The 22,947-nt window shown below is 42.5% G+C and carries 20 protein-coding genes, 11 tRNA genes and 1 pseudogene; 27 read left to right on the plus strand and 5 right to left on the minus strand.

Translation table 11 applies throughout. The features are described from left to right. Nucleotides 1-134: 134 nt before the first annotated feature. Nucleotides 135-1,496, minus strand: a complete 1,362-nt coding sequence (locus EDD57_RS10445; protein ID WP_131849402.1) for an alkaline phosphatase — start codon at nucleotides 1,494-1,496, stop codon at nucleotides 135-137. Between the two features lie 760 nt (nucleotides 1,497-2,256). On the opposite strand from EDD57_RS10445, the gene EDD57_RS10450 reads away from it, so the two are divergent. The 13 genes from EDD57_RS10450 to EDD57_RS10510 all read left to right on the plus strand — a co-directional run bounded on the left by EDD57_RS10450 (nucleotide 2,257) and on the right by EDD57_RS10510 (nucleotide 16,983). Next, nucleotides 2,257-4,971 carry a hypothetical protein gene (locus EDD57_RS10450; protein ID WP_131849403.1) on the plus strand — a complete coding sequence of 905 codons (2,715 nt, stop codon included), beginning with the start codon at nucleotides 2,257-2,259 and terminating at the stop codon, nucleotides 4,969-4,971. A 17-nt stretch (nucleotides 4,972-4,988) separates the two neighbouring features. Beyond that, nucleotides 4,989-6,632, plus strand: a complete 1,644-nt coding sequence (locus EDD57_RS10455; protein WP_131849404.1) for an SWIM zinc finger family protein — start codon at nucleotides 4,989-4,991, stop codon at nucleotides 6,630-6,632. A 21-nt stretch (nucleotides 6,633-6,653) separates the two neighbouring features. Then, nucleotides 6,654-8,111 carry a reverse transcriptase family protein gene (locus tag EDD57_RS10460; protein WP_131849405.1) on the plus strand — a complete coding sequence of 486 codons (1,458 nt, stop codon included), beginning with the start codon at nucleotides 6,654-6,656 and terminating at the stop codon, nucleotides 8,109-8,111. Nucleotides 8,112-8,259: 148 nt separating this feature from the next. Beyond that, on the plus strand, nucleotides 8,260-8,634 hold the full coding sequence (gene acpS / locus EDD57_RS10465) for a holo-ACP synthase (RefSeq protein ID WP_131849406.1): 375 nt from the start codon (nucleotides 8,260-8,262) through the stop codon (nucleotides 8,632-8,634). Nucleotides 8,635-8,795: 161 nt separating this feature from the next. Next, the gene (locus EDD57_RS10470; RefSeq protein WP_131849407.1) at nucleotides 8,796-9,809 is read left to right on the plus strand and encodes a LolA family protein; all 1,014 of its coding nucleotides are present in this window, start codon (nucleotides 8,796-8,798) and stop codon (nucleotides 9,807-9,809) included. An 81-nt stretch (nucleotides 9,810-9,890) separates the two neighbouring features. Continuing rightward, nucleotides 9,891-11,081, plus strand: coding sequence for an alanine racemase (gene alr / locus EDD57_RS10475; RefSeq protein ID WP_131849408.1), 1,191 nt, complete (start codon nucleotides 9,891-9,893; stop codon nucleotides 11,079-11,081). Nucleotides 11,082-11,337: 256 nt separating this feature from the next. Further along, a complete protein-coding gene (locus EDD57_RS10480) occupies nucleotides 11,338-11,589 on the plus strand; it encodes a CopG family ribbon-helix-helix protein (protein ID WP_072336101.1) in 252 nt (83 codons plus the stop codon). A 5-nt stretch (nucleotides 11,590-11,594) separates the two neighbouring features. Then, nucleotides 11,595-11,945, plus strand: coding sequence for a type II toxin-antitoxin system PemK/MazF family toxin (locus EDD57_RS10485; protein WP_072336098.1), 351 nt, complete (start codon nucleotides 11,595-11,597; stop codon nucleotides 11,943-11,945). 151 nt (nucleotides 11,946-12,096) lie between these two features. Continuing rightward, the gene (locus EDD57_RS10490; protein ID WP_131849409.1) at nucleotides 12,097-13,113 is read left to right on the plus strand and encodes a SpoIIE family protein phosphatase; all 1,017 of its coding nucleotides are present in this window, start codon (nucleotides 12,097-12,099) and stop codon (nucleotides 13,111-13,113) included. A gap of 30 nt (nucleotides 13,114-13,143) precedes the next feature. Beyond that, a complete protein-coding gene (locus EDD57_RS10495; RefSeq protein ID WP_165873772.1) occupies nucleotides 13,144-13,479 on the plus strand; it encodes an STAS domain-containing protein in 336 nt (111 codons plus the stop codon). After that, nucleotides 13,476-13,961: an anti-sigma B factor RsbW gene (gene rsbW / locus EDD57_RS10500; protein ID WP_072336024.1), complete on the plus strand. Its 486-nt coding sequence runs from the start codon at nucleotides 13,476-13,478 to the stop codon at nucleotides 13,959-13,961. The genes EDD57_RS10495 and rsbW overlap by 4 nt, the downstream gene beginning before the upstream one ends. After that, nucleotides 13,927-14,712: an RNA polymerase sigma factor SigB gene (sigB, locus tag EDD57_RS10505; RefSeq protein WP_131849411.1), complete on the plus strand. Its 786-nt coding sequence runs from the start codon at nucleotides 13,927-13,929 to the stop codon at nucleotides 14,710-14,712. Before rsbW ends, sigB begins: the two co-directional genes overlap by 35 nt. 111 nt (nucleotides 14,713-14,823) lie before the next feature. Further along, nucleotides 14,824-16,983 carry a Tex family protein gene (locus EDD57_RS10510; protein ID WP_131849412.1) on the plus strand — a complete coding sequence of 720 codons (2,160 nt, stop codon included), beginning with the start codon at nucleotides 14,824-14,826 and terminating at the stop codon, nucleotides 16,981-16,983. Between the two features lie 31 nt (nucleotides 16,984-17,014). On the opposite strand, the gene cmpA is transcribed toward EDD57_RS10510, so the two are convergent. Next, nucleotides 17,015-17,167, minus strand: a complete 153-nt coding sequence (cmpA, locus tag EDD57_RS10515; protein WP_131849413.1) for a cortex morphogenetic protein CmpA — start codon at nucleotides 17,165-17,167, stop codon at nucleotides 17,015-17,017. 134 nt (nucleotides 17,168-17,301) lie between these two features. Here cmpA and EDD57_RS10520 point away from each other — a divergent pair, with 134 nt between their 5' ends. From EDD57_RS10520 to EDD57_RS10530, 3 genes are all read left to right on the plus strand, one after another. Continuing rightward, the gene (locus EDD57_RS10520) at nucleotides 17,302-17,865 is read left to right on the plus strand and encodes a thioredoxin family protein (RefSeq protein WP_131849414.1); all 564 of its coding nucleotides are present in this window, start codon (nucleotides 17,302-17,304) and stop codon (nucleotides 17,863-17,865) included. Between the two features lie 18 nt (nucleotides 17,866-17,883). Continuing rightward, a complete protein-coding gene (locus EDD57_RS10525; protein ID WP_131849415.1) occupies nucleotides 17,884-18,783 on the plus strand; it encodes an NAD(P)-dependent oxidoreductase in 900 nt (299 codons plus the stop codon). A gap of 78 nt (nucleotides 18,784-18,861) precedes the next feature. Then, a complete protein-coding gene (locus EDD57_RS10530) occupies nucleotides 18,862-19,563 on the plus strand; it encodes a Bax inhibitor-1/YccA family protein (RefSeq protein ID WP_131849416.1) in 702 nt (233 codons plus the stop codon). A 55-nt stretch (nucleotides 19,564-19,618) separates the two neighbouring features. Here the strand turns inward: EDD57_RS10530 and EDD57_RS10535 are convergent, their stop codons facing one another. From EDD57_RS10535 to EDD57_RS15315, 3 genes and pseudogenes are all read right to left on the minus strand, one after another. After that, nucleotides 19,619-20,395, minus strand: coding sequence for a hypothetical protein (locus tag EDD57_RS10535; protein ID WP_131849417.1), 777 nt, complete (start codon nucleotides 20,393-20,395; stop codon nucleotides 19,619-19,621). Between the two features lie 187 nt (nucleotides 20,396-20,582). Then, nucleotides 20,583-21,207 (minus strand): annotated as a pseudogene (locus EDD57_RS15310) (efflux RND transporter permease subunit); the annotation flags it as partial. Next, nucleotides 21,186-21,584, minus strand: a complete 399-nt coding sequence (locus EDD57_RS15315) for an efflux RND transporter permease subunit (RefSeq protein ID WP_165873773.1) — start codon at nucleotides 21,582-21,584, stop codon at nucleotides 21,186-21,188. The pseudogene EDD57_RS15310 and the gene EDD57_RS15315, both read right to left, overlap by 22 nt. A 288-nt stretch (nucleotides 21,585-21,872) precedes the next feature. On the opposite strand from EDD57_RS15315, the gene EDD57_RS10545 reads away from it, so the two are divergent. The 11 genes from EDD57_RS10545 to EDD57_RS10595 all read left to right on the plus strand — a co-directional run bounded on the left by EDD57_RS10545 (nucleotide 21,873) and on the right by EDD57_RS10595 (nucleotide 22,892). Continuing rightward, a tRNA-Asn gene (locus tag EDD57_RS10545) sits at nucleotides 21,873-21,947 on the plus strand. A gap of 4 nt (nucleotides 21,948-21,951) precedes the next feature. Continuing rightward, nucleotides 21,952-22,044, plus strand: a tRNA-Ser gene (locus EDD57_RS10550). Between the two features lie 11 nt (nucleotides 22,045-22,055). Next, nucleotides 22,056-22,132, plus strand: a tRNA-Glu gene (locus EDD57_RS10555). A gap of 5 nt (nucleotides 22,133-22,137) precedes the next feature. Beyond that, a tRNA-Val gene (locus EDD57_RS10560) sits at nucleotides 22,138-22,213 on the plus strand. Nucleotides 22,214-22,233: 20 nt separating this feature from the next. Then, nucleotides 22,234-22,310: transfer RNA gene (locus EDD57_RS10565), tRNA-Asp, on the plus strand. 20 nt (nucleotides 22,311-22,330) lie between these two features. Continuing rightward, nucleotides 22,331-22,406, plus strand: a tRNA-His gene (locus EDD57_RS10570). 10 nt (nucleotides 22,407-22,416) lie between these two features. After that, nucleotides 22,417-22,491 (plus strand) — tRNA-Gln (locus tag EDD57_RS10575). 22 nt (nucleotides 22,492-22,513) lie between these two features. Then, nucleotides 22,514-22,589, plus strand: a tRNA-Lys gene (locus EDD57_RS10580). A 14-nt stretch (nucleotides 22,590-22,603) separates the two neighbouring features. Next, a tRNA-Leu gene (locus EDD57_RS10585) sits at nucleotides 22,604-22,688 on the plus strand. Nucleotides 22,689-22,718: 30 nt separating this feature from the next. After that, nucleotides 22,719-22,804, plus strand: a tRNA-Leu gene (locus tag EDD57_RS10590). Nucleotides 22,805-22,818: 14 nt separating this feature from the next. Next, nucleotides 22,819-22,892, plus strand: a tRNA-Gly gene (locus tag EDD57_RS10595). Nucleotides 22,893-22,947 lie beyond the last annotated feature (55 nt).

Below are 22,947 nucleotides of genomic sequence, written 5' to 3' on the forward strand. Positions count from 1 at the left end.
CAGCTTCCAATCTAATCTCTATTGAATACTTAGTCATAGAAAAAGCACCTCCAATTGGTGGATTTTTCGTGTCCAACAATTGGGGTGCAGTTCAGCGACGGGGATTGGTTTTTCTATTTCCATGTTTTCTGGAATTATTTCTTCTTTCCTTTGGTACCACCTAAGATGGAGAAGATTTCTTCGGCCAGCTTTGTATTATCATTTAAACCTGCGAATCGCTCTCTCCCAGGCCCATAAGCATATACAGGAACTTCTTCCCCGGTATGGCCGTCTGTCGTCCAGCCTGTGAGAGAGCGGGAATCAAAGATGTTTTCGATGGCTTGATCAATATCCTCTACTTTTTTGCTCTTCGAAGCTACTTTTTGGACAGATTTGATCTCAGAAGATGTAAGGTCAAGATTGATATAAGTGGACAATGTTTCTTGTACCGACTTACCAGATACGATTTGTGCAGCCATATAGTCAGGTGTTTTTTTCGCTGCACGTAGCGATTCAGGATGGAAGTTGTATTCCCCATTAGCTCCTACCGAGAGTCCGCCTGTGGAATGGTCTGCTGTTGTCACGACTAGAGTATGTTTATCCTTTTTGGCAAAATCAATCGCTACTTGGAATGCTTTTTCGAAATCCTGCATTTCACTCATAGCGCCTACGATGTCATTATCATGACCCGCCCAGTCAATTTGGCTTCCTTCTACCATGAGGAAAAAGCCTTTTTCGTTTTGATCGAGACGATTTATAGCGGATTTTGTCATTTCTTGGAGGGAAGGAGTATTCGTATTTCGGTCAATCATTTTGTCCATTCCCCCAGAGGCAAATAGACCAAGTACTTGTTTACTTTGATTCTTTGTTAGTTCATCTCGATTGGTTACATATCCATATCCATCTTTTTTAAACTTTTCTACCAAGTTTTGATCTTTACGCACAAAGTTTATAAGACCTCCACCTAGCAATACATCTACTTTATGTTTTCCTTGAATGAGTTCGTTGTAGTAATCATCTGCGATCGCATCCATATTTTTTCGACTGATATCGTGAGCACCAAAGGCAGCCGGTGTTGCGTGTGTAATCTCTGAAGTGGCTACGAGCCCAGTCGATTTTCCTTTCGCTTTGGCTTCTTCTAATACCGTTTTCACTTCCGATTTATCGTTATCGACGGCGATTGCATTGTTGTATGTTTTCACTCCTGCGGACATAGCAGTCGCAGCAGAAGCAGAATCCGTAATATTTTCATGTTCATCTTCTGGATAAGTGGTTTGCATACCGACTAAGTGTGGGTCAAAGGCAGTAGGCTCTTTTACCTTTGTTTTCGGATCATCTTTAAAATAACGATAGGCGGTCATATAGGAAGGACCCATTCCATCGCCAATTAAGACGATTACATTTCGAATCTGGTCTCCTTCTCTCTTTGCCTCAGCACCGGGCGTTAATCCAATATAGGTTGTTGTAGCTATTGCTAAAATGGAAGCAATGGCGATTCCTTTTTTTATTGCTTTCAAGTGAGAACCTCCTCTTTTTTGGAAACTTCCTAAATATCGTAAAAAAGTACTGTTGACTATAGTCAGGAAATATGTAAAGCGAACGTTACATCTTGTTTAATATTTGTTCTAAAAATCGTAACCAAATTGAACATAAACAAAGAGCCAGAGGGGATTAAAATACAATCCTCTCTGGCTCTTGATCGCTTTCAAAGGGGCTACCAGTGACGCTGAAACACCAGTTAGACCCTAGAAAACCGAAAACATAGGCCGTATGGTTGGGTTTATTAAGAAGAAAAAGGGTAAATGGTTTGGTTTAGAACATATATACAATACCGTTATAAAAAAATCGAACGAGAAGAATGTACTACGATTCTCGAATAAATGCAATACCTAAGTAAAAAAAATGATGATTCGGATAGGATCCTGTGAAAATGGGAATATAAGTTCTTATTTTCTATTGACTGTATTCTATTATGTATTATATAATTTAATTAATGTTACATAAATAATACTTGTCTAGCAATTTTGCATGGTGTTCCGCCATGTTTGCAGAAATGTCTTCTATTCGTCAATCGATCTCGCGTTACTTAGGCAGAACTACTAAATAGGGGTACCTGTTTAGCTGTCTAAGTAGCCGCAGGCCACAACTAAACAGGTACCCCTATTTAGTAGTTCTGTTCAGTACGAGATCCATTCCAAGGTATTTTTAGTAGACAAGTATTGGAGACCTAGTCAACTTCGACTGGGTCTTTTCTTTTAGAAGAAGGGGGAGAATCGAATGGCATCCGAACAACCAAATAATAAAAAAGAATATATCCGGATTCCGAAAGATGATCATCGTTCGATTGCGGATCGCGAGTATGAGCATCAGATTGCATGGTGGATGAAGCAAGAAGCAAAGCAACCGCTCCCTGATGAGTGGGCGACCTTGATGGATGAAGATGAAGAAGCCTTTATCAAGCAAGTGATGGAGAAAGCTTTTTGGAGCTTGATTATGAGTTACTATGATCAGGAAGAAAGACGCCACATAGATGTAATGAATCACTCCGAACAAAGACGAGTGGATGGCTCATGGATTTGGACGTTATATCTTACTCCACATCCAGTAGCCAAGAAAGCATTTTTAGCTATTATGCAGTATTATTCAGGTCAACAGATTCGAAATCTAGAGAAATCTCGTTGGTACGTGAGCAAATATCATTTACATACATATACAGGAGAATATTGTTTGATTCCCGCTCACCCTGCATTCTTCCGCTATATGAAGGCGGTATATAAGCTGTCTGAGTTGAAGCGAGATACGCATACTTGGGGAGTATTGGCTGCTCGCTTTGATTATGATGGTAGTTCGTTTGGTATGAGTGATCCACATTCTTCAAAGTGGACTCGAGTGTATGATAAGGGGACACGTAATTACCTTCGCAGGAGATCGTGGCGTACCCTTCGTAGTCTTGGGGAACAAGGTTCATCCGATTATGTGAAGTTAGCAACGGAGCTCCTTCTTTCCTATAAAGACACGATGGGGCGTTATTCTAGAGTTTACGATATCGATAATAAAGAGTATACATACTCCTACCAGAAGAACACTCTCCACCTTTGGTTGATGAATCATGTTCTCTACAGCAATAGCAAGCGTTTTGCATTGCGCAAAGGACGGACTTGGAAGCCAGTTACCATCGCCGATCTCGCCAAATCAGCCCCATTTGAACGTGAAGAAGCTTTTCCGGAGCTGTGGGATCAAGCACCGGATCAAGTGCTACGGTTATTTTTAGAAAGTCACTGTACTCCAGTCATTCAATTTGCTGGACGAGCCTTGCTGTTGGCGCATCCCAATATGGTAGAAACGATACAGGATAAAGATTTGCAGCAAATGATAAAGGGTTACTCCAGTGCTCATAGAGAATTCGCTACCCGCTTATGGTTACAGCGGATTACTAATCAAAGTAACTGGTTCCCTGCTTGGTTGGAGTTTGTTCAAGGGCAAACGGGAGAAGTTGTATCGATTGCAAAAGAGTTCTTGGTACATAAACTTGAAAATTTATCAGTTTTGGAAAAGAAAGATGTAGTGATGAGCATCTTAAAACGTATTCCTCATCCGGAAGCATCTACTACCGAAATCTATACATATCAAGAGCTATTGCAGGGCTCTCTGTCGTCTGTAATGGTTACTTTGACGCTTGATCAGCAAAAAGCAATTGTTCAAGAGCTATTGCAGGGATTAGAGCATTCAGGATTATACACGATACAAATTGAGCTGATCGAGCAGTTACTGCGTAATCAATTTCAATCTACATTGCAACATTTTTCAAGCTTAGAAGTAATCACAAGCTTTGCGAAGGCGCAGATGGTTTCTCTGCAACGTCTAGCTGGAGAAATGTTACTTGCGATTCCTACTGAACAAATTACGTTTACGGCCCACGAGATTTTGCCATTGTTTGAAAAGCCAGAACATAGCGTTTATGCTGAAGAATTGCCTAATATGGTTCGTGAATTTATCCAGAGGAATTACGCATATCTTCAAATCGATGTTTCATGGATTGTGGAGTTTGTATCCATTTCGGGTGAAGAGCACCGGGTATTTGTTACGCAATTTTTAACCGATCATTTCTTAGAAATGTTACCTTCGTTGAAGCAACTTGTCACAACGCTATGGGAGCGAATGATGGACGAAAACCAACCGCAAGATGTTCGCGATTACATTCGAGATCACCTACTAGGTTCTCTCTATTTCTCCGAGCTATTGGATACACCGCTTGAGCAGATGCTACTGCTGATCAACCATACAGACTCCCACTATCAACAGCTAGGTACACGAATCTATCTAGCATCTCACCAATCTGTAGATTCTCTTAGCTTCTTAGAATTGAAGGAGCTTGCTCACTGTAAGATTGCGAGCGTAAGGGGTTCGGCCAGAGAGTTGATGGATTCGGATTCAGATTCAGCACATATGTCAACGGACTGGCTTGTGAACTTAGTAGAAACAGATTGGGTAGATACCCGCGAATGGATTTTCCATAAACTACAGAGTTATTCATCCGAGCAAATTACACCTGATCTTATTTATGGGCTTCTTGATACAGCTCGTAAAGATATTCAGCAATTTGCGATGGATTTGGTTGAGAAGCATCGAGCACGTTTGGATCAACGGGAGCTTCTTCTCCGAGCTAGTGAGAGCACGGATTTAGTGGTTCATGAGTTTGCATTAGAGCTTGCTGATCAAGTGTCGTGGGATGTAGAGATGGTAGAGAAGTTAGATGTATTTTTCCGTACCATCTTATTCCGAGTCAATAGTGGACGAAATGCCAAGAGGAAAGCTCTGGATCTACTCCTACACCTATCCCAAGAGACGGAAGAATTAGCTTTACAAATCGCCCCCCTATTAGCTGATGTGGCTTCCAATGGAACAAAAGTGGATTTTGAGAAAATCTTATTTGCTTTGGCGAAAATTCAAGTTCGATTTCCAGCAGTGTCATCGCCATTACAACTCGTATAGAAAGAGGAGGGAATTCGATGTTATTTCAGCAAACGTATGCTAAATCTAGTGGTATCAGCCATACAGGTGGTAGGACGCTCGTGGATTTTGCTCCAGACCTAGGACGGGAGCCTACATTTTTTCGAGGGAAAATTGGCGATGTGATCCGATATCGGGACGCGATGATTGCCTTGCGAGATGTGGTAGTGTCTGATTTGAATGTGAAGCCTAAAGATCACACTGCTTACCAAGCGTGGTTACAAGAGCAGTACATGCTTGATATTGCGAGCTCGTTAGGAGAACAAGAAAAGCTCCAAGTGAGAATAAAAGAGTTAGTCAGCCGTCAACGTAGCCTACAAAAGAAAGTGTTTAAGCAAGATGAACATTTTTATAAAGCACAACGTCAGTATTTTAATTATCTTTATGAAGTAGATCGTCAAGCTTGGTTTGTGCTAGATCCAGTTATCACTGTGGCTCCGGACCAAGTGTTTTTTGAAGCGTTCTCCTTGGATGAATCCTCTTACGGACGTTTGGCGGTGCATGAGGAATTATTCCAAGATGTAAAAGACTTTCAGTATGGTACGACGAACATCGATTTTTCTGATGCTTTGCTAAACGAGATAAAACGAATGAGAACCTACAAACCAACAGAATTCCAAGTAGATCCATCTGGGTTTGAAGTGGACATAATTGGCAGAGAAGTTTATAAAGAGAAGAAAATTGATGTTCCGACTAGCTGGATTCGAGGGTTTTTACAAGTACAATCAGCAATGAGTTTGCCTACTACCTCTTTTGATGTTCGTCCGATCGATCTATACAACATTTGTAGCTTCTTACGTCGACATAGAGAGAAGCATAGCCCGCGCTCCATGAAGTGGGTACTCGAGCCCGGGCAACCTATTAAAGTAGTGATTGAACCCTGGAACGAAGAGATCGTATTTCCTCAGTCAGTTCATCTAGGCAACGAACGACAAGAAATTCGAACATGGGGTCGTCGTCGTTTAGCACTGTTGGAACGTTTGCTCCCTCTTACAAATAACATAACGATTCACCTACTTGGAAATGGTTTACCTAGCTTCTTTGTAGTTGATATGGGGGCAGTAAGCTTTACACTGGGGCTGTCTGGATGGACAAGGAATGATTGGGCAGCGGCAGGTAACTTTGACCTGATGGTCGGAGGCTTAAAAGAAGCAACGCCATCTGAAAGCACACTTATCTTCTCCCAATTAAAACTGCGGAAAACGACAACTGATTCGGAACTGGCTGTCTATACAAATTTACCAGTAGCCACCGTACAAGCGGGATTACGCCAGTTATGTAGTGCGGGAAGGGTTATGTTTGATCTGGAAATTGGGAAGTATCGCCTTCGTGAACTAACCCGAAATCCACTGCCGATGGAAGAGTTACAGATGACGAATCCGAGAGAAGATAAAGCGGAGAAATTAGTGGAGGCAGGTCAAGTGAAGCTGGGGTCAGTAGTGCCGCAGCAAGAGGGCCGGATAGAGTTGGCAGGCTCTGTGGCGTATAAGGATCGACCGTTTACTCCAAAGGTGACCTTAGATCGTGATGGACGTGTTGAGCAAGCTTCTTGTAACTGTTTCTTCTATCGCCAAAATCGACTTATGCAAGGTCCATGTGAACACATGCTTGCTATTATGCAGTTACATCGTCGGAATTCATAGAAGGAATAGGAGGCAGAGAAGATGAGCAACGAAACCAATTATGAACAGCATCAACCACTGACAAAAGAAGAATTTCAAGCCCGGATGAAAGAAATGGGAAAAAGTCAGTTCATTAGAGAAGAGATGTTGCGCTTAGGCTTTTGGACAGAAGAGACTCTCACACCAGAAGAGCAGGCAGAACGCTCCCAAGATCTAAGTGAGCTACAAATCGTGCAGAAAGAATTAGATGAGTTACGGTCAGAGGCTCGCAAGCTCGGAGATATCAAAGAACAATTAAAAATAGCACGGCAAAAGCGGATAGAGGAGAGTAAGCGCAAACGGGACGAAAAAAAGGCACAAATGGAACAAGCCAGTGCTGAAGCTCAGAAACAGTGGACCAAATATAAAAAGATTCACATTCCTCATGTTGGAAACCGTTACTCTATTGGCTTAGAGCATACTGGAATGGATAAAGAGAAGCTAGAGGCTTGGCGGTTACCTGTCTTACAAACTGCTAAGGAACTTGCGTGTGCCATGGAGATAGAACTGAATCGCTTACAGTGGTTAACTTATCATCGTGATACTGCTACTTTATGTCATTATCACCGTTTTTCAATCCCTAAAAAATCAGGTGGTACGAGAGAAATATCAGCTCCGAAACCTGAGTTGCGACAAGCGCAGCAATGGGTGAAGGAACATATTTTAGATTTACTTCCCATTCACCCCACGGCTTATGGGTTTGTAAAAGGAAAGAGCACAGTGGACAACGCGAGGGTCCATATTCAGAAACGTATTGTTGTGAAAATGGATTTACAAGACTTTTTTCCAACGATTACTTTTTGGAGGGTCCGAGGGCTATTTGAATGGATGGGATATAGTCGCCAAATCAGTACGTTACTGGCACTTCTTACCACCGAGCCTCCTCATCAACAAGTGAAATATGATGGGAAATATTATTATATTGCCATTGGTGAACGACAACTTCCACAAGGGGCGTGTACAAGTCCAGCCATTACCAACCTTATCACATGGGGTATGGATCAGCAGTTACATGCATGGACTGAGAAGATGGGGTATGCCTATTCTCGCTATGCTGACGACCTTACATTCTCTTCTGAGACCCTTTCTTCATCTCAGCAAGTAGGTGTGTTACTAAAGAGAGTAAGATCGACTGTTAAGCTTCATGGATTCCAAGTGAATGAAGAGAAGACGAGAATCCTACGTCATACTCGTCGTCAGCGTGTTACAGGCATTGTAGTTAATGAAAAACCAAACCTAACCCGAAGACGCCTACGCCAATTTCGTGCCTTGCTCCATGATGTAGAGCTCCATGGCCTAGAGGCGGCTAATCGCCAAAACCATCCCAATCTTTGGGCCTATATCAACGGATATATTAGTTACATGGCAATGGTGAGACCTGACCTGTCACACAAATACAACGAGCAAGCCTCCCGAATTTCTCAAAAATACGGTTTATCATATGTAGGAATACCTGTATAAAGGTAAAATAGATGAAAAACCTAGCTATCAAACTCATAGCTGGGTTTTTTCGGGTTGCACACCCGGAGTCTAGATCTATCCAGGCTCAATAGCAACATTGATAAACGTATCTAACCTAGTAGATAATAGCCAAAAGGGGAGAATCACTATGATTTTCGGAATCGGAACAGACATAATAGAGATCGAAAGAATTGCCCAGATTCATTTAGAACGCTTTACCAAACGTATCTTAAATGAAGAGGAACAAATCCATTTGTCCTCTCTTTCAAAACGAACGATTGAATACATAGCGGGTCGTTTTGCAGCGAAAGAAGCGATTTCGAAAGCACTGGGTACCGGGATTGGCTCACAACTAAGCTTTCATGATATCTCGATTGTAAAAGATGAACGAGGAGCTCCAAAAGCGAAAATAGCAGAGCACATTACCAAGTCCTTTTTTGAAGACCAAAGCATTAGAATTCATCTGTCTATTTCCCATAGTCAGCGATACGCAGTCGCAACAGCTGTAATTGAAGTTGATTGAATGATGGTATAACCCTGTTGAGTGGCTCATATAATGATAGTGCGGTTAGGACAAAGATGACGAGCTATATGCCCTCATATTGCAGAGCTTGCGGATTCTGTCAGGAAATAGCACCAGACTAACCGACATATTTCCCGGGGAATTGGAGGGGGAAATGGGATATGCGTCAAAAATCATGGTTTCTCGCGGTGGTTCTAATACTGTCCATTTTTTTGTCGGCTTGTGAAAAATCTTCTGAAGATGTCATCTCGGATCTTCGGAAGCAACCCGAAGAGATTGATTCCTATACAGGTCATGGGAAATTAACTCTACAATCGGGAAAAAAGAATCAAGAAGTGGATGTGGAGGTTTGGTATAAACGTCCTAATCTCTACCGGGTTCAATTGAAAAATGAGACAAGCGATGTTACACAGGTTTTGCTCAAAAACGAAAAGGGTGTATACGTCCTAACGCCTCATTTAAAGAAGAGTTATCGCTTTCAAAGTGATTGGCCTGCTACAAGTGGACAGATATATCTTTATCAAACCATCTTATCGAGTATAGTGGAGGACAATTCGAGAAAGGTGGAGGCTGGCGAGAAGGGCTATCAATTCGAAGTGGCTACAACGAAGTATATGAATAAAACGTGGGTGAAGCAGAAGATTTGGCTTACTTCGGATTATAAACCAGAAAAAGTAGAAGTCTATGACGATAAAGATCAGTCTGTTGTAAAGATGGTTTTCGATCGATTTGAATACGACACCAAGTTTGATAAAGATGTTTTTGATTCAGAGCGGAATTTAACCCATGCACCTATGCCATCAAAGGAGACTTTGGGCCGTCTACATTCTGAATTGAGTTCCATTACACCAGGAAACATTCCGCAAGGAACAGCCTTAGCAGATGAACAAACCATTCAAGGTACACACGGGTCCATTGTGGTGCAACGATTCCAAGGGGCAAAGCCTTTTACGCTCTCACAACGAAAAGCCATGCCAGACCAACTTGAGAAAGCATCTTATGGAAAGCCTGTACTAGTGCAAGGTTCCCTAGGTATGCTATTGGAATTTTCTAATAGAAAGAGCCTAGTCTGGGTAGATTCTGAGAAACAAGTCGAATATGAGATGGTATCAAGTATGGATACACCTGAGATGATCGAAATAGCTACCTCTCTTACCGGCCAAAGTCCGAAATAATTTTGTCAAATGGGTGACCGGACAGCTTTCTCGTGATTTGGTATAATATCCACATAACAAATCACCTGGAAGTGAGACTCCATGAATAACACTCAAACAAAATCGATACAACCTTTTTATCGTGACACTTATATTGAAGTCAATCTAGATGCCATACATCATAACATTCAAGAGTACCGGCGCTGGATTGGAGATCAAGTATCTCTATTAGTAACCGTAAAAGCAAATGCGTACGGTCATGGGATGGTTCCGATTGCCAAAGCAGCAACGCGGGCGGGTGCAGACTGGCTTGGGGTTGCTTTTGTAGATGAAGGAATTCAACTGCGGAAAGCTGGAATACCAATACCAATCTTGGTTTTAGGGTATACACCACCTCATGCTATCCAAGCTGCCATTCAGCATGATTTAACCATTACAATTTATTCGAGCTATCTACTAGAGCAAGTGCAAGAGGAAGCAAAGAGGCAAAACAAAAAAGCAACCATTCATATTAAGGTAGATACAGGAATGGGTAGATTAGGGATTCAGCCATGGGAGGTTATCCCTTTTTTACAGGAAGCGACTCAGTATTCAGCCGTTTATGTGGAAGGGATTTACACACACTTTTCAACAGCTGACGAAGAAGAACGTAGCTATTTCGAAAAACAGATTAAGGGCTTCGAGCAAGTGAGAGAAGATGTGAAACAAGCTGGTTTTGAGATTCCTATCTATCATTCTTCCAACAGTGCAGCAACGATGGTAGAAAAAACTCAGCATCATCAAATGGTTCGTGTGGGCGTAGGATTATATGGAATGTATCCATCTGACGAAGTAAGTCATTCTGATTTAAAGCTAATCCCTGCTTTGCGCCTTGTTACCAAAGTAGCCCATCTAAAGAAAGTCTCAGTCGATAATGGGATCAGTTATGGGAAGACTTATACAACACAAGGAGACGAGTGGCTGGCTACATTACCAATTGGTTATGCAGATGGCTACTCGCGTTCTCTTTCGAACAAAGGTTTTGTATTGTTAAATGGGGTTCGCGTGCCTGTAGTGGGAACGGTTTGTATGGACCAGTTAGTCGTACGTGTAGATGAGGCGATGCCGATACACGTCGGAGATGAGGCTGTGGTATACGGGGCACAGGGTGCGGAGGAAATCCCTGTGGAGGAAGTGGCAAAATGGCTAGGTACGATCAACTATGAAGTAACTTGTATGCTTCAGAAGAGAATCCCGCGTATCTATACGTACCAAGGGAAAGTGGTTGAGGTAGTGAACGGTCTTATGCAATAATTACCAGTATGTTTTAAAAAAGAGGTGTTTGTGGTACTTTTTTAAGCATAAACCTTCTATAAGCGGCAGGAATTTTCTTGGATGAAGCGAATAAATTACTCTGTGTGTCAGGCAGTACTTTCGTATACGATTTACATGCGTATTTAGAGAAAGTATAATTTTGCAATAGAATCAACATAATGATAGTATTGATAGGGAGATCGCTAACGGTGATGATTGGTTGGGGGTGCGCAAGTTGTCTAGTACCAAGAGAATTATGATCAGCCTACCCAAAAATCTTCTACAAGAAGTAGATGGAATGGTTGAACGAGATAACTCCAATCGCAGTGAGTTTATTCGGCAAGCGATGAAGTTGTATCTTCAAGAGCGGAAAAAGCGACTTATTCGGGAGATGATGCAAAGGGGATACATGGAGATGGCGCGGATTAATTTAAACATCTCGCATGAAGCCTTTGAAGCAGAAGAAGAAGCTGAGGATACTTTGGATCGATTAGTTAGTGGGGTGTAGTGGGTTTGATAGTAAAACGTGGCGATGTCTACTTTGCTGATCTTTCCCCTGTGGTCGGATCTGAACAGGGAGGGGTTCGTCCTGTTTTGGTCATACAAAACGATATCGGTAACCGATTTAGCCCCACTGTGATTGTCGCCGCGATTACTGCACAAATCCAAAAGGCCAAACTGCCTACCCATGTAGAAATTGATGCAAAGGTGTACGGATTTGATCGGGATTCCGTTATTTTGCTTGAGCAGATACGGACGATTGATAAACAGCGACTTACTGATAAGATTACTCATTTAGATGATGAGATGATGTATCGAGTAAATGAAGCCCTACAAATTAGTTTAGGAGTTATTGATTTCTAATTACTGATAGATTAGGCTGATTTTCCTTTGGGATGATGGCATGAGAACGGCATGGATCTTGCACGTTCTCTTTTTTTATGCCTATTTCTGGTGTATGATACTATAAATGATACATTTTTGATGAGGAGATCAGATCCAAGGGGATAAATTTATGAGAGAAAAATTACAAACAGATTTCGAACGGCTCCTTGCTTCGTATTTACATGACCCTAAAGAAGAAAATCTTTATGGAGTTCAACAGCTAAATAAGTGGATCATGGATCAAAAGATCCCGCCTGATGAGGTGCTCAACCACTATATAGAGACATTGAAGAAGTTAATTCCAGATTTGCATTCAGATGTAAAGACATCTTTTGACCTGTTGCTAGAAGTAATGGTTGGTTATGGTGTTCAATATCGAGTTGATAAGAATATTGCTACTCGTCACCAAGAATTAGAAGATGAAATTGAAGTAGCTGTACATCTCCAAAGAACACTATTACCTGAGTCTCCACCCCCTCTTGAAGGTGTTGATCTAGGAGTTGCTAGTTATGCATCTAAAACAATGAGCGGGGATTACTATAACTTTGTTCAGTATGGTGATGGAATACTCGGGATTGCGATTGCGGATATCATTGGTAAAGGAATTCCTGCGGCACTTTGTATGTCGATGATTAAGTACTCGATGGATGATATGGACCATCACCAGCCAGAACCATCTGAGATTTTACAAGAACTAAACACAGTAGTAGAAAGAAATATTTTGCCTAATATGTTTATCACGATGGTATACGGGGTATATGATTCCTTAAATCATTCATTCCGATACGCTACCGCAGGCCATGAACCAGGCTTCATCTATCGGGCAGATACAGGTCAGTTTGAGGATATGGATACCCAGGGATTGGTTCTAGGAGTTACTTCTCATGTGGAGTATCCGGAGTTTCAGTTACATTTAGCTGAAGGCGATGTCATTATCTTGTTGACCGACGGAGTAACGGAAACTCGCTTTGATGGAGAATTTATTGAGCGTGCTGACTTCTGTGAGCTAGCTAAAAAGTATCTTCATCTGCCTGCCCGAGAGATTGCGGAGAAAGTATATAAACGCATTTATGAGCTTTCAGGTTATCAAATGTTAGATGATCAGACGATTATAGTCATCAAACGAGTGGGCAAAAACAAATTGTAAATTCAAAGCATGGTTTTGGAGGTTGAGTCTATGAATATAACAATTCGCGAGCATAGTGAACGAGAACATACAATTGATTTAACAGTATTTGGAGAGGTGGATGTGTACACGGCTCCTCAATTACGTGAAAAACTACTGACTCTTTGTCAGGGAGGTAGTAACATTCATCTTGATCTTGCTGGAGTCGATTACATTGATAGTACGGGTTTAGGCGTGCTAATCGGTGCATACAAGGCGCAAAAATCTTCAGGTGGGAAATTGATCATCTCTGGGATGAATTCCCGACTCACGCGCCTGTTTCGTATTACTGGGCTTCAAGAAATTATGGAATTTGGACCAGATAACCAGGAGGATGGGAAATCATGAGGGAGCAGCCGTTAGATTTGGTAAACTTGACGATTCCAGCGAAGCCAGATTACGTGGCAATTGCTCGATTGGCTGTTTCAGGAATAGCCAATCGGATGGGTTTTTCTTATGACGATATTGAAGATCTAAAACTCGCTGTATCGGAGGCCTGCACCAACTCTGTCGAACATGCTTACTCTGGTGAAAACGGTGAGATTGGATTGTCCTGTAACATTTTTGAAAATAGATTAGAAATAGAAGTAGTAGACCAAGGTCATAGCTTTGATGCCAGCGAAGTGGAATCTCGTACAGGTCCTATTCAATTTGAGGTATCAATGAGTCTAGTACGTGAACGAGGACTTGGATTATATCTAATGCGTAGTCTGATGGATCACGTTGACATTGATGGTGATGATGGCGTTATCGTACGTATGACCAAATACATTCGAAAAAATGAGGTGGGTTCTCATGTCGAGTCGCCCGCGTCCTACCCCACTCGATGACGAAACGATAAAATATTTAATTGAGCAGTACCAACAGAATGGGGATTCTGAAGCACAGGAACGTTTAGTTGGGCACTATAAAAGTTTAGTTGACACATTGGCATATAAATTTTCCAGAGGGATGGAACCATTTGAGGATCTAGCGCAGGTAGGAATGATTGGTTTACTTGCGGCCTTAAGACGGTTTGATCCTGACTTTGGACGTAGTTTTGAAGGGTTTGCCGTTCCTACGATCGTGGGGGAAATTAAAAGGCATATCCGCGATAAGACGTGGAGTGTTCATGTTCCGCGTCGAATCAAAGAATTAGGTCCACGAATCAAACGAGCTGTCGAAGAGCTTACGACAAAATTCCAGCGTTCTCCGCAAGTGTCGGAGATTGCGGATTATTTGGATGTTACTCCAGAGGAAGTGCTCGAAACGATGGAGATGGGACGAAGCTACCAAGCGGTTTCTGTCGATAGTCCGATTGAAGCGAGTTCGGACGGTAGCCAAGTTACATTGCTTGACTTAGTTGGAAACGAAGACAAAGGCTATGACCAAATTGATCAGAAGATGTTGTTACAAAAGGCATTCCACGTTTTAAACGAGCGTGAAAAGGAAATTTTGCAACTCACTTTCTTTGAAAACTTGAGTCAGAAACAGGTTGGGGATAAGCTAGGAATTTCTCAAATGCATGTTTCGCGATTGCAACGCCGGGCTCTTACGAAATTACGTCAAGCCATTCGGATGGAACCTTCTGAAGTAATGTAAAACTTAAAAGCACACAGTATTCTATTTGCGTGGAATATTCTGTGTGTTTTTCTTATGGTAAAATGTCTATATTCCTATATTTTGATAGCAGAAGAAAGTGTGGTGTGTTGTTTGGATCAGGTTCAGATGTGGAAGCAGATTGCGACAGAGTTGGAGATTGAGTCTCATCAAGTAAAGGTAACAGTAGGATTGTTAGAAGCGGGGAACACAGTTCCTTTTATTGCGCGTTATCGAAAAGAGATGACAGGTAGCTTAGATGAAGAGTTAATTCGTGCTGTAGAAGAGCGTTTTCGCTATCTAACCCAGATGAATCAACGACGTGAAGAGATTTTACGCACGATTGAAGAACAAGGAAAGTTAACGGCAGAATTACAAACGAAGATTGAAGCCGTTACCAAGTTGCAAGAGTTAGAAGACTTATATCTACCTTATCGGCCGAAGCGTAAAACACGTGCGTCAGTGGCGAGAGAGCGTGGTTTAGAACCGCTAACACGGGTTTTGGCATCGACTGGGGATCTACATAAAATAGAGCAAGAAGCAGTGGCATTTGTAAACCCGGAGCAAGGGATTGAGTCTGCTGAGGAAGCGATTCAAGGGGCTATGGATATCCTAGCAGAAGAACTTTCAGAGGATGCTGAGGTTCGTAAGTGGGTTCGGGAGTACACCTGGAACCACGGAGTGCTTACTTCTAAAGGGAAAGATCTAGAAGCTCGTTCGGTTTATGAGATGTATTATGAGTATACAGAGCCTGTACGTAGTATGCCCTCTCATCGTATTCTAGCTGTGAATCGGGGCGAGAGAGAGGAATTTTTAAAAGTAAAAATTTCAGTAGAAGAGGAGCGGATTTTTGCGCATCTACGAAATTGGTTCTCTATCTCTATCCATACGTACCTAGAAGCAGTCGTCCAAGATGCATATAAGCGCTTAATTGCCCCTTCGATTGAGCGTGAAGCGCATGCGAGGATGACCGAACAAGCGGAAGAGCAAGCAATCCACATTTTTTCCGAAAACTTGCGTCATCTGTTACTTCAGCCACCGATTGCAGGGAAAATTGTACTCGGAGTGGATCCAGCTTTTCGAACAGGTTGTAAGCTAGCGGTTATTGATGAGACGGGGAAAGTGCTACATATTGATGTGATTTATCCGACTGCTCCCCATAACGATGTAGAAGGAGCGAAAAAAGTCGTCTTGGCATTAATCAAGAAATACCATATTAATATGGTTGCGATTGGAAATGGTACTGCTTCTCGGGAGACGGAGCAGTTTATTGTCGATGTGCTGAAAGAAGTAAAACAAAAATTGTACTACTTGATTGTGAATGAGGCAGGTGCCAGTGTCTATTCAGCCTCTAAAATTGCGAAAGACGAGTTTCCAGATCTTGATGCTGCGCGTCGTTCAGCGGTTTCCATTGCCCGTCGTGTTCAAGATCCATTGGCCGAATTGGTGAAAATTGATCCGAAATCAGTAGGAGTGGGTCAGTATCAACACGATGTATCACAAAAGCAGTTGACTGAAAGCCTGACTCATGTGGTCGAATCGGCTGTAAACTATGTAGGAGTAAATGTGAACACTGCCTCCGCTTCTCTCTTGCAATATGTATCAGGTGTGAGTGGAGCAGTAGCGAAAAATATTGTCAAAAAGCGTGAAGAATTAGGCCGCTTTTCTACTAGACGAGAATTACAGTCCGTTCCGCGCTTAGGTGCGAAAACATATGAACAATGTATTGGCTTTTTACGCGTGACAGATGGTGGAAACCCTCTTGATAAGACACCGATTCACCCAGAGTCCTATCATATTACGGAATCCTTATTGTCGAAACTACAGATTCAGCCAGTGGAGATTGGTTCAGATGATGTTAAACAGAGGTTAAGTGCGGTTGATGTAGAAGTGATGGCGGGAGAACTAGGTTGCGGAGTGCCAACGCTTCAGGATATCTTAGAAGCTCTCATCCGCCCAGGTCGGGACCCTCGTGATGAGATGCCTACACCCCTTCTTCGTTCCGATGTGCTGAAAGTGGAGGATCTTCAGGTCGGGATGAAATTGCAAGGAACGGTTCGCAATGTAGTGGACTTTGGAGCCTTCGTTGATATCGGTTTGAAAAATGATGGGCTTGTCCATGTTTCAAAACTAAGCGAGCGCTTTGTACGAAATCCAATGGATGTTGTGACAGTAGGGGATATTGTGGATGTATGGGTGTTACAGGTAGATCAAGATCGTGAGCGGGTAGGTCTTACGATGGTGGAATCAGCTTTACCGAAACAGGCAGGCTAAATACGGAAGAAAACCAACTGGGCAGATGTTTCTAAGAATCGCTGCCCAGTTGTGTACGTGAGGAAGGTTTTTTATCTCGCTCCTTCTTGGTGTAACCAAACCAGCATTTATTCAAAAAGAGAATTTGTTTGCGATCTCGTTGTCGAAAAGCATTCATAAGCTGTTTCGTCAGCCATTTTGGCACAGGTTCATCCTCCCTTGAGAAAAATCTTGGTGCTTATACCTATGTCAAGAGAGAGCCAAGTGTGCAGGAATTGATAAAATAAGTTTATTCTACAATCATATTTGTATGCCAAAAAAGAAAAAGAGGCGGATCATATGTCATTACAGTCTTGGTTTGAAAAAGGGATATCTTTTGAGGAATATGTAGCGTCCATGAAAGCGAATAAAGAAGGATTTCTCACTATTTATCAAGGATTTTCATTAACTAGTGAAGATAAGGACTTTTTTTCAAAGCTGGCGGACCAAAAGCTACGAGTTATTGGTTTGACGGCGGATTGGTGTGGGGATGCTATGCTTAACGTTCCCGTCATAGAGCGTATAGCTGAAGTATGTCAGTCCCCGCTGAGTCTTCTCAATCGAGATGAGAATTTAGAGTTAATGGACCAATACTTAACGAATGGAACTGCGCGAGCGATTCCGATTTTTATTTGGATTGATCAAGAGGGGAACGAGAAAGCAGTCTGGGGCCCTAGAGCGGATGCGGTTCAAACCCTTATCATTAATCTCCGCTCCAGCCTCCCGGAAAAAGAGGACCCTACGTTTGCTATTAAGCAGGCAGAAGTGTATCGGCAATTTCGCGCACGTCTGGTAGCTGATCAAGAGCTGTGGTTGTCTGTTAAAAATAGTGTACAAGCATGTTTAGCTAAACTACATGCATAAATCATAGGAGGACGTAATATGACTAAGTTGCGAGTAGGTTTTATAGGTCTTGGAATTATGGGGCGTGCGATGGCACGTAATATTTATCAAGCTGGTTTCCCGGTTACGGTTTGGAATCGAACTCGCTCCAAGATGGAAGAAGCAACAGCGTGGGGTGCAAATCTTGCTGATTCCCCTAAGCAAGTGGCAGAGCAAAGTGATGTGGTTATCACAGTGGTCGGAGATACACCTGATGTAAAAGCTGTATTAACAGGCGAACAAGGTGTGTTTCAGGGTGCTAAGAATGGGGTAGTAGTAATCGATATGAGTACCATTGCTGCTGAGGCGGAGCGTGAACTAGCATCTCAGGCTAACGCATTGGGGATCGCTTATTTAGATGCACCTGTAAGCGGTGGAGATATCGGAGCTCAAAACGGTACCCTCTCTGTTATGGTTGGGGGAGAGGCGAAGATTCTTGAAAAAGTGAAGCCTATTCTGGGAGCAATGGGGCAACGAATTGTTCATTGTGGAGGGATTGGTGCGGGACAAACTGTGAAAGCTTGTAACCAAATCTTATGTGGTCTTAATTTGCTTGCTGTAGTAGAGGCACTTAGTTATGCCAAAAAAGCAGGGGTAGATGTCGAGAAAATGATTGAGGTTACAACGCAAGGAGCAGGTGGTTCTTGGGCCTTAGCAAATTACGCCCCTCGTATCATCCAAGGGGATTTGGATCCAGGCTTTTCGGTAGAGTTTATCCAAAAAGATCTACGGATTGTCCTACAAGAAGCAGAGCAGATGCAACTTCCACTGATGGGTACAGCTCTTGTACAACAGCTTCTTCGTTCACTACAAGCACATGGAGGCAATCCCGATGGTTCACATGCTCTCATTCAAGTGATGGAACAACTGGGAAATGTAGAGATTGTACCAAATAAGTAAATTTTGTTACAAAACCTATTGCTCTAGAAAACATCTAAGAATATACTAAATTTAAATGATTATAGGGAGGATTACTCTGTGAATCAAGGTTTCTCAAATAACGTGACAAGTTCACAACGATTTACACAGCGCATGATGCCAGCTGTTTTTGGTTGGATGTTTGCTGGTTTATTGATGACTGCCATTATCGCAGGTGTATTACTGCAAAATAGTGAAGCCATTACGATGCTCCGAACACCGATTATTTTTTATGCGGTTGTTGCAGCTGAGATCATTACGGTTATCTTTTTATCGAAACGCCTTGGGAAAATGTCGGCTACGGCTGCTTCCTTCTGCTTCTTTCTCTATGCAGCACTGAATGGTTTAACAATAGCGGCTTTCATGTCCAGATTTGAAATTGGCACGATCGCATCCGCATTTGGAGTTGCAGCAGCTATGTTTGGAGTCTTTGCTATTTTTGGTGCTGTAACCAAAAAAGACCTGACCAAACTAGGTTCTTTACTGTTCATGTTGTTGATTGGAATCATTATTGCTACTCTAGCAAATGCCTTTTTCATTAAGAGTGGCGCAATGGGACTTATTATCTCTTATGTTGCTGTTTTGGTTTTCTGTGGTCTAACGGCATACGACATGCAAAAGATTAAGGAAATGGGTGCTTATTCATCACAGTTTGGTGAAGAAGGTGCTACCAAAATCGCGATCTATGGTGCATTAATGTTGTACATGGATTTCGTCATGATTTTCTGGCATTTGCTTAATATTTTCGGAAGCGACGACTAAACAATCGTTGTACTACAATGAAACCCCCTCGCAAATCACATTGCGAAGGGGTTTTTTATGGTGCTATAGAGGTGATGGGATGCACTTGTTGGTAATCTTCTGGTGAGATAATAGTAGGGAGTTTGTGAATTTCGGTGATTAAAAGCGTCGTCACCTCAGGTAAATAATTTTGGTTACTATCCCTCAGACTCATACCTGTTAAATGTTTGAGAGAAGTCAGCACTACTTCGGTTACGGGTAGAGGGATTTTTTCAGTACGAATGTAGATATCTGCGGAGCGCAAGACCTTTAACAACCAAAATGGAGTATTCGATTTATGTAGCCATTGTTCCCATAATTGTGATAACACAATGGGGCGATGTTCACCCATATCTGAGAAGGTTTGATATGCATCCCAAGCGTATGAGTTTATCTTTTCTTGATATTGTTGATAGTACCATGCTGTTTCCTGGATAGACTTCCATATGGGGTCATGGTAGCGATGTGTTGTATAGTCCCAATTCATCTCTAGCTCATGCCAATCGTTTTGGTCATGTGATTTGGTGTGGACTTCGATTAATCGAATCCTATCAGTAGGGATCTTCCAATGAGGTTTTGTAAGCCATAGGTTTCGGACCATAGAAAACATAGGTGCGACATGATTTGGATCGGCATGCGATGAAAACGCAATAATAGTAGCCTCTTTCCCAACAAGCAGATCATCGTGGCGGCCGACATGGAGTTCGACGTCCACTGTGGAAACGGGATGATTTGCCGCATGCACTTTTGTGTAAGAAGGAGTAGAAAGGTAGGGGAGAGAGAATTGATATGCTCCTGCCTGCAATGGCTTCATGAAGATTCCTCCTGCTTATAAGAGAGATACTCTGTAAGTTAGTTTTTGTTCCTATCTTAACAAAAGAAGATAGAGTCGTGCTATAAGAAAAAAGTAGTTTTTGAATTCCTGACAAAAGAAGACGAGAAACCCTTCTAAATCTTAGGGATCTCGTCATTCTAAGAAGATCTTCTTATATACACAATGCTTACTTACTAGTTAATCGCTGTTTCTTCGCTTTCCTAAAGTACAATAACTCATAAACGATTGGAATGATAATCAGAGTTAGTACGGTGGCTATGGTTAAGCCTCCGATAACAACTACTGCTAGTCCTTTTGACACTAGGCTTCCCATTGCTTCTTTTGCAAAGAGTAGCGGGATCATAGCAAATGGTGGCAATAGCTGTCATCAGAATCGGACGCATGCGAGTACTTCCAGCTTCTAGCAAGGCTTCACGTATTTCCATGTGTTCTTCGTTTTGCTTCACCCGATCAATTAATACGATGGCATTTGTGACCACAATACCAATCAACACCAGTGCTCCGATCATGGCTCCAATATCAATCGACATTTGTGCAAGAAACAATCCACCCACTGCCCCAATTGTGGCTAGTGGCAATGTAACTAAAATCGCTAATGGTGCCCGTAATGTTTTAAATGTCATGACCATAATTAAATATACGACACCAATGGAAACAAGCATAACTTTAAACAGTTCAGTAAACTGCTCTGTCTGGACATCGCTTGCTCCACCAGTGGCAAAGGAAACGTCTTTCGGTAGTTTAAGATCTTTGACTTTCGTCTGGATTTCTAGATTGATTTCGTTGAGTTTTGTCCTTTTGCCCACTTCTCCATTTCGAAAGCGCGTTTTTTCATCATTTTCTTATATGAAGAGGTGTTTTGGTTTCGCTTCATGTTGCTTCGTAAGAGCCCTGTACTCATAAGAGGAACAACGATTAAAGCGACAAGTAGAGAAGCAAGTAGAGAATAGGTGACAGTCAAAGCAAATGGTAGTAAAAGCTCTTTCATGGATTGTATAAGCCCCATAGGGAGAAATACTGCGATGGTTGTCAACGTAGAGGAAGTAATAGCGGGTGCGACTTCCTTAGTAGCACTGATAATCATCTGCTTACTTAATACTTCTTTTTCGGCGCGACGGTAAATATTTTCAATTACTACGATCGAATCATCTACCAGCCTAAGAATTATATCTCAAGTATCTATTCAAAATTAGATGTTAAAAATAGACTACATGCGGCTAAGAAAGCTCATTCGGAGAGGGTCCTGTAACCTGAAAAAAGACGAAAAGAAAATTGGAATTAAGTGCTTGACTACAGGATTTGATCGTGATAAATTATAGAAGTCGCTAAAACGAAGCACACAAAGCACCTTGTTTTAACAAGTACTTTTTTAAAAAAGTGTTGCATGAACGAGAGTTATGTGATAGAATAGCAAGAGTCGCCGAAGGAAACGAAGCGATATGGATTAGGACAATATTCCTCAATAGCTCAATGGTAGAGCGCCCGACTGTTAATCGGTAGGTTGTAGGTTCGAGTCCTACTTGAGGAGCCAATTCGGGGAGATACTCAAGAGGCCGAAGAGGAAGCATTGCTAATGCTTTAGGACGTAATTACGCGTCGCGAGGGTTCGAATCCCTCTCTCTCCGCCAGACATTTTTTTGGCCCGTTGGTGAAGCGGTTCAACACACCAGCCTTTCACGCTGGCATGCAGGGGTTCGAATCCCCTACGGGTCACCATTTTTGGACGCTTAGCTCAGCTGGGAGAGCACCTGCCTTACAAGCAGGGGGTCGGCGGTTCGATCCCGTCAGCGTCCACCAGTATTACACTTTTTTAACGCGGAGCTGTGGTGTAGAGGCCTAACATGCCTGCCTGTCACGCAGGAGATCGCGGGTTCGAATCCCGTCAGCTCCGCCATATTTTAGGTCTACTTTTTGGCGGTCGTGGCGAAGTGGTTAACGCACCGGATTGTGATTCCGGCACTCGAGGGTTCAATTCCCTCCGGTCGCCCCATGTTTTTTAATGGGAAGTAGCCAAGCGGTAAGGCAACGGACTTTGACTCCGTCATGCGAAGGTTCGATCCCTTCCTTCCCAGCCATTTTATTTAGACATCTTAGTAAGAGCCATTAGCTCAGTTGGTAGAGCATCTGACTTTTAATCAGAGGGTCGAAGGTTCGAGCCCTTCATGGCTCACCATTAGTTTCGTATATGCGGGTGTGGCGGAATTGGCAGACGCACCAGATTTAGGTTCTGGCGCTTCACGGCGTGGGGGTTCAAGTCCCTCCACCCGCACCATATACTTTTACAATTAAATGAATTAAGTACGCGGTCGTGGTGGAATTGGCAGACACGCTATCTTGAGGGGGTAGTGTCCTACGGATGTGCGAGTTCGAGTCTCGCCGACCGCACCATATTGACCTAACATGCGGGTGTAGTTCAATGGTAGAACATCAGCCTTCCAAGCTGATTGCGAGGGTTCGATTCCCTTCACCCGCTCCAAACTAAAGGTTCGTGGCTTATGCTACGAGCTTTTTTGTTTGTCTTGAACATGATG

It is taken from the genome of Baia soyae (assembly GCF_004341445.1).
GTDB lineage: Bacteria > Bacillota > Bacilli > Thermoactinomycetales > Thermoactinomycetaceae > Baia > Baia soyae.